This window comes from Streptomyces lycii, from assembly GCF_009735685.1.
GTDB lineage: Bacteria > Actinomycetota > Actinomycetes > Streptomycetales > Streptomycetaceae > Streptomyces > Streptomyces lycii.
The window spans coordinates 1-5,873 of sequence record NZ_WHPN01000052.1; the positions used below are offsets into that span (position 1 = coordinate 1).

Sequence of the window (5,873 nt, forward strand, 5' to 3'; positions counted from 1 at the left end):
CCTGCCCGGGTCCCCCGCACGCCGGTCCGGCCCGGCGTCCCGCGCCGCGCCCTCGTACCGCGTCGCGCCGGTGGACGGGGGCTCGCCGGGCGGGGACGTGACGTCCGTTGCGCCGTCCGGGCCCGTACCGGCGCGTGCGGTGCCGGGGCCGCCGGGCGGGTGGAGCGTGTCGCGGTACGTCTCGTCGCTCACGATCAGCAGCCCCTGCTCCGCGGCCGCCTCGCAGGTCTCGTGCAAGAGGTCAGGCGGCGCCACGGTGCCCGTCGGGTCGTCGGCGACGGAGAGCACCAGCAGGCGCGGGTCGCCGCCCTCCTCGCGGACCCGGCGGACCGTCTCCAGCAGGGCGAACGCGTCCGGCACACCGCCGCATTCGGCCGGGGTCGCGACCGGGTAGGCGGGGTGGCCCAGCACCGCCGCCTGCGCGGTGTGCCACGGCGCGCAGGGCCGGGCGGCCAGCACGTCACCGCCGACCGCCGCGAACAGGGCGAGCAGCAGTCCCTCGGCGCCCCCGGTGGCCAGCACGTGGTACGGATCGGTGCGCAGTCCGCGGCGCGACCAGTAGCCGCACGCGGCCTCCAGGATCTCCGGGCCGCCGCCGACCGGCTCCGGGTCGCCGCGCCCGGCAGCCGCGGCCAGCCGGGCGGAGAGCCCGGGGAGGACCGGCAGCCCGGCTCCGGCGGTGGGCGGCCCGAACGGTGCCGGGTCCCGGCGCCCGGGTGGGTTCGGCTCCATCCGTACCTCCGTCCGTGCCTGCTGTGCGACTCGTTCGGCGGGCCTCTGTCGGCGGGGTGACCGGTGCTTCCCACCATCCCAGATCGGGCCTGTCCGGCAACGCGAGACCGGCCCCGCGGGATCCGCCGGGTGCGGCGCCCCCGGCCCCGGCACCGGCACCGGGCCCGTCACCGGCCCCGCCGCGACCGGAGCGGGTGCCGGGGCACGGGCGGGAGCCGGGTCCTGGGTCACCGCACGCCTCCTCGCGCACCCGGCCACTCCGCGCACCCCGCCACACGGCGCTCGCCGCGGGCGTCCCCGGAACGGCCGTCCCCGTCGCATGTCGCCCGCCGCGGCAGTGCCCCGGAACGGCAGTGCCCCAGGCGCGGCCGCGTCCCTGCCCCCAAGCTGCCGAACGGCCCCCGCCGCGGGCGGGAACCGGGACCGGCCGCTCGTGCCGGCAGCTCTCATGTCGGGCTGCCCGCCCGGCTCTCCCGGTCCGGTGCCGCGGCCCGTCTCCCGTGCGGCCCGCTCCGCCGGGCCGCACCGCCCGCCGGGGCGTCGACCAGCTCGCCGAGCCGTACGAGTTCCGACTCGGCGCCGTGGCCGCGGGTGCGGACCAGGGCGGCGGCCAGGTCGGAGAGCTTGCGGTTGGTGTGCTGGGACATCCGGCGCAGCAGGGCGAAGGCGGTCTCGGCGTCGCAGCCGAGCACGTACATGACGATGCCGCAGGCCTGGTCGACGACAGGGCGGCTGTGCAGGGCGGTGCCCAGCTGTTCGAGCTCGGCGCGCATCCTGCGGTTCTGCAGATCCCGGACGATGCCACTGGTGGCGAGGTCGCCCAGCAGGGCGGCGGCGCCGTGCCGCGGGTCCTCGAGCAGGCCGGGCCGGAAGCCGTAGAGCGTGACGGTCACGGTGAGCGACCGCCGGCGGAACGGCAGTGTGAGCGAGGAGCGGAGGCCCGCTTCGAGGGCCCGCGCCCGGTAGCGGGGCCAGCGGCCGTCGCGCAGCAGATCCTCCGCGGCGGCGGGCCGGCCGCTCTCCAGCGCGGCCCGTACGGGCCCGTCGCCGGTCTCCCACTGCACGGCGACGAGCGGCGTCAGGTCCGGGTGTGTGACGGCGGTCTGCGGCGCCGGGACCTGCCGCGTCCCCGGGTCGGCGCCCTCGGGGGCACGCAGCGTGGCGGTGGCGGTCGCACCGCAGACGTCGGGGTTGTACGCGGCGATCTGTTCGGCCAGCTGTGCGAGGCTCCGGCCGGACGAGTCCGTTTCCCCGTCGAGTTCGGGCTCCGGAAGAAAACCCTGGTACTCGGTCATGAGGACGGATCAGAGCTCCTCTTGCAGCAGTGCACACGCCCCGTTGGCCCCCGTTGTTGCCTCTGCCCCCGTCCGGGCGGTGGAAACGAGCCCGGGACGCCAGGACTATTCACCTCTTTCCGCTCTTTTCAGTCATCCCTCCGGCATATGGCTCCCTCATCCGCCTCCGTCTCCGGGGTGCGGTTACGGTGGGCGCATGGGCGAGTCCACGGAGTTCGGCGCGGAACTGACGGACTTCCGCAGCCGCGTCGAAGAACTGAAGTCGGCAAGGTCGCTGCCGCCCGAGGACCGGATGGCAGCTCTGGACACCGCGCTGTTCGAACTCCAGCATGCCGCCGATGTCCTCCTGCCGCGATACGAGGAGCTAGCCACCGCGGGACGGGGCGGGGCGCGGCGCGAGGATCCCGAGGTCCGGCTGCTGCGCGGGCTGTTCCAGCGGCTGCCGCTGCCGGTGGCGCTGACGGACCGCTCCACCGTCGTCCGCCGGATCAACGTCGCCGCCGCCGAGATCTTCGGCATGCAGGCCGGTTACGCCACCGGGCGTGCCCTCACCGGCGCGCTCTCGCACGACTCGCGCGCCGCGTTCCGCTCGCAGGTCGCCGCGGTCGCCCGCGGCGAGGGCGCGCGCAGCCTGGTGGTGCGCCGGCTGGGCGAGAGCGGCCTCCCGGGGGCGGCCGGCGGGGCGCTGCGAGCCACCCTCACCGCGCTCCGGCCGCCGGACGAGCAGCGGCCCGCGGTGCTCGTGGTGTTCCAGCCGATCGCCTCGTCGGAGGCGGAGCGCGAGACGGCCCGGCCGCCGGCGCCAGGGCGGCGTACCGCGCCGGTGCGCTTCCCCCGGCCGGAACTCGCCGAGGTGACCCGGCACGCCGAGCTGATGGACCTGGTCGACGACATGGCCGCCGGGCTGCTGTCCGTCCCGGAGGGGGACACGAAGGCCGTGCTGGACGTGGCGGCCGGGCTGCTGCACGAGCGGTTCGCCGACTGGGTGATCGCCGATCTGGCGGACGGCGGCGGAGCCGGGGGCGGCCCCGGGGCGGCCGGACCGGCCCGGCTGCGCCGTGCCGTGGTCCTCGGTCCCGCCCCGGGCTCCGCCGCCGGGCTGGCCGCGCTGGACCCGTCGGACGCCCCGCTGGTCGTCGAGGCCGTACGGGACGGCGTGTCGGCGCTGCGGGTGCGCCCGGAGGACCCCGACGCGTTCGGCCGCGACGCCTCGGGGGCGGCGGTCCTGGTGTCGGCGCGGGTCACGTCGCTGATCTGCGTGCCGCTGTCCGCACCCGGCGGCGCGGCGGACGGGGGCGGCCCGGGCCGCGCGGCGCCGCCGGTGCTGGGCGCGCTCACGCTTCTCCGTACCGGCGGGAGGCGCGCGTTCGAGATGGCCGAGGCGGGCGCCGTGAACCGGATGTCCCGGCATCTGGCGCTGGCGCTCCGCCGCCCCGCCGCCCGGCCGTAGCCCCGCGGGGCCACGGGCCGGGGACGCCGGGGCGGCGGCGCCGGGCGGCGGCTCAGGCCGCGTCGGCCATCACCTGGTCGCACAGCGAGGCGCAGGTGCGGCTGATCAGCCGGGAGACGTGCATCTGCGAGATGCCGAGCTGCTCGGCGATCCGGCTCTGCGTCATGTCGCAGAAGAACCGCATGTAGAGGATCTGCCGCTCGCGCTCGGGCAGCCGGTTGAGCTTGGGCTTGATGGCCTCCCGGTCCACGATCAGGTCGAAGCCGGGCTCGGCCTTGCCGAGGGTGTCCACGAGGGCGTAGCCGTCCTCGGAACCGGGCAGTTCGGCGTCCAGGGACAGCGGCGTGAAGCTGTCCAGGGCCTCCATGCCGAGGAGTACGTCCTCCTCCGACATCCCGGTGTGCGCGGCGACCTCCCGGATGCTCGGGCCGCGGCCGTCCAGCGTGGTGGACAGCTCGCGGTAGGCCACCCGGACCCGGTTGCGCAGCTCCTGCACCCGCCGCGGTACGTGCAGGCCCCACATGTGGTCGCGGAAGTGCCGCTTGACCTCGCCGACCACGGTCGGCACGGCGAAGCTCTCGAACGCGGACCCGCGGTCCGGGTCGTACCGCATCACGGCCTTGACCAGGCCGAGCGCGGCGACCTGCTGCAAGTCCTCGATGGACTCGCCGCGGTTGCGGAACTGCCTGGCGAGCCGCTCGGCCATCGGGATCCAGGCCTGGACGATCTTCTGACGCAGCGCGTCCTTCTCGGGACCGTCGGGCATCGTGGCCAGCTTGCGGAAATCCGCACTGGTGTCGGGGGCGTCGTCGTGCGGATGCCGGGCACGGGGGCGCTTGGCGTTGGCTCGTACAGTCGTCATGAGGTGACAGCTCCCAGGACGGCGGATTGGTTCACCGTGGGAACAGGGCTCGCGGTGCGGGCCGAGACGCCGGGACCGCACGCAGAGCTGACCCCACGGGCGTGCCTACGGTCCGAAGCACGTTCGTCGCTTGCCCTGGGCTCCGGTGCACAAACACGGCTTTGCGAACCCGTCGGGCGAGCGCTCGGGGACCGTCGGAACGTGTCCCGTCCTCATGCTCCACCAGGTGCGGCGGGTGCGCGAGCCGAGCGCTCCGCGGGGCGGCCGGCGGAACGCCGCGGCCCGCTCCCGGGCCGCCGTGCGGGGGCCGGAAGCGGGCCGCGGAGGAGCCGGGCCGCGCGGGTTCAGCTGGTGGGCCAGCTCCCCGTGATCCGCTTGATGCCGATGGCGGCGCCGCGTGCGATGACCGCCCGGACACCGCCCACGACGGCCCCGCGCAGCACGGCCGCCGGCAGGATCTCCCGCCAGGGGTGGTCCTCGTCGGTCGGGTCGGGCGCGTCCTCCTCGTTTCTCCCCACCCGCTTCCACAGCTGCTGGAAGAGCGACCCGGCGATCAGTCCGCCGGCCAGCCCGAGCCCCAGGCTGAACAGTTTGTACAGCGTCTTCCCCACGGTCAGCCCCTCCCGCTCTCGGCGCGCCTGCCCCGTACGACGAGCAGCACCAGCACCGCCGTCAGCACTCCCGCCGCTGTGAGCACCGGTGCCGGGCGGACCCGGCGCACCTCGTGCTCCACCTCGGCCCGCATCTCGGCGGCCCGTGCCCGTGCCCGGCTCTTCACGTCGGCGCGGGCGGCCAGCTGCTCCACGGTGTCCCCGAGACGCTCCCGCGCCCGGACCACCTCCGCGCGCAGCTCTTCCGGGGTGCTCGTCATCGGTGCGCACTCTCCTTGATCCGCTCGACGTCCGTCCTCAGTCCGCTGATCGCCTCCCGCGGCGCCAGCGGCGTGGCCCGGGCGGTCTGCCGCTTGCCCAGCAGCGCCAGCAGTCCGGCGAGCAGCAGCAGCGCAACCGCGACGATCAGTGCGGACGCCCACACGGGCAGCACCAGGGCGAGCGCGGCGACACCGGTGGCCACCAGGGCCTGGAGCGCGAGGAGCGCCACGATGCCCGCGCCCCCGAAGAGTCCCCCGCCGACGCCCGCCCGCCTGCCCTTGGCGGCCATCTCCGCCTGGGCGAGCCTCAGTTCACCGCGTACCAGGTCGGAGAGTTGCTCCGCGGCCTGCTTGACGAGGTCGCCTGCCGACGGTTCGCCGTGGGGGGCGGTGCCGGATGGTCGACGGTTCACGGTCGTGGCCACTGTCGTATTCCTCCTCTGTGAACATGAGGTCCTCGTAGCGACCCAGTGCCATGACGAGGCCGAGCATGGCCACCGGTATGAGTACGGCGAGTACCGCCATGGCCCTGTCCTTCCCTGGGAATGTGCGCTTCGGATGCGCGCACGGGCCGCCGTTCCGAGTGACCCCGCTCCTTCAGGTCAAACCGGACGTTCCCGCCCGGACGGGTACGGGTCACCGCAACGGGAGACACACACCGGC

Annotated in this window: 7 protein-coding genes; 1 reads left to right on the forward strand and 6 read right to left on the reverse strand. The window is 75.5% G+C overall.

The window, feature by feature from the left end; all coding sequences use genetic code 11:
* Both GCU69_RS02740 and GCU69_RS02745 read right to left on the reverse strand, forming a co-directional pair.
* A partial coding sequence (locus tag GCU69_RS02740) for an aminotransferase class I/II-fold pyridoxal phosphate-dependent enzyme (RefSeq protein WP_156205026.1) occupies window positions 1–732 on the reverse strand: 732 nt, incomplete at its 3' end.
* Window positions 733–1,178: 446 nt separating this feature from the next.
* Window positions 1,179–2,027 carry an ANTAR domain-containing response regulator gene (locus tag GCU69_RS02745; RefSeq protein ID WP_156205027.1) on the reverse strand — a complete coding sequence of 283 codons (849 nt, stop codon included), beginning with the start codon at window positions 2,025–2,027 and terminating at the stop codon, window positions 1,179–1,181.
* Between the two features lie 196 nt (window positions 2,028–2,223).
* Here GCU69_RS02745 and GCU69_RS02750 point away from each other — a divergent pair, with 196 nt between their 5' ends.
* The gene (locus GCU69_RS02750; RefSeq protein ID WP_156205028.1) at window positions 2,224–3,477 is read left to right on the forward strand and encodes a PAS domain-containing protein; all 1,254 of its coding nucleotides are present in this window, start codon (window positions 2,224–2,226) and stop codon (window positions 3,475–3,477) included.
* 52 nt (window positions 3,478–3,529) lie between these two features.
* On the opposite strand, the gene GCU69_RS02755 is transcribed toward GCU69_RS02750, so the two are convergent.
* The 4 genes from GCU69_RS02755 to GCU69_RS02770 form a co-directional block, all read right to left on the reverse strand.
* The gene (locus tag GCU69_RS02755) at window positions 3,530–4,339 is read right to left on the reverse strand and encodes an RNA polymerase sigma factor SigF (protein ID WP_098754395.1); all 810 of its coding nucleotides are present in this window, start codon (window positions 4,337–4,339) and stop codon (window positions 3,530–3,532) included.
* Window positions 4,340–4,683: 344 nt separating this feature from the next.
* Window positions 4,684–4,950: a DUF4235 domain-containing protein gene (locus GCU69_RS02760; RefSeq protein ID WP_235978170.1), complete on the reverse strand. Its 267-nt coding sequence runs from the start codon at window positions 4,948–4,950 to the stop codon at window positions 4,684–4,686.
* 2 nt (window positions 4,951–4,952) lie between these two features.
* Window positions 4,953–5,210: a DUF3618 domain-containing protein gene (locus GCU69_RS02765; RefSeq protein WP_098754394.1), complete on the reverse strand. Its 258-nt coding sequence runs from the start codon at window positions 5,208–5,210 to the stop codon at window positions 4,953–4,955.
* Window positions 5,207–5,635, reverse strand: a complete 429-nt coding sequence (locus GCU69_RS02770; RefSeq protein WP_098754393.1) for a phage holin family protein — start codon at window positions 5,633–5,635, stop codon at window positions 5,207–5,209. Before GCU69_RS02770 ends, GCU69_RS02765 begins: the two co-directional genes overlap by 4 nt.
* Window positions 5,636–5,873: the final 238 nt, after the last annotated feature.

Bases quoted from the DNA above. Each gene is read 5' to 3' on its own strand.
- GCU69_RS02745 (WP_156205027.1), bottom strand. From the start codon at position 2,027: ATGACCGAGTACCAGGGTTTTCTTCCGGAGCCCGAACTCGACGGGGAA.
- GCU69_RS02750 (WP_156205028.1), top strand. From the start codon at position 2,224: ATGGGCGAGTCCACGGAGTTCGGCGCGGAACTGACGGACTTCCGCAGC.
- GCU69_RS02755 (WP_098754395.1), bottom strand. From the start codon at position 4,339: ATGACGACTGTACGAGCCAACGCCAAGCGCCCCCGTGCCCGGCATCCG.
- GCU69_RS02765 (WP_098754394.1), bottom strand. From the start codon at position 5,210: ATGACGAGCACCCCGGAAGAGCTGCGCGCGGAGGTGGTCCGGGCGCGG.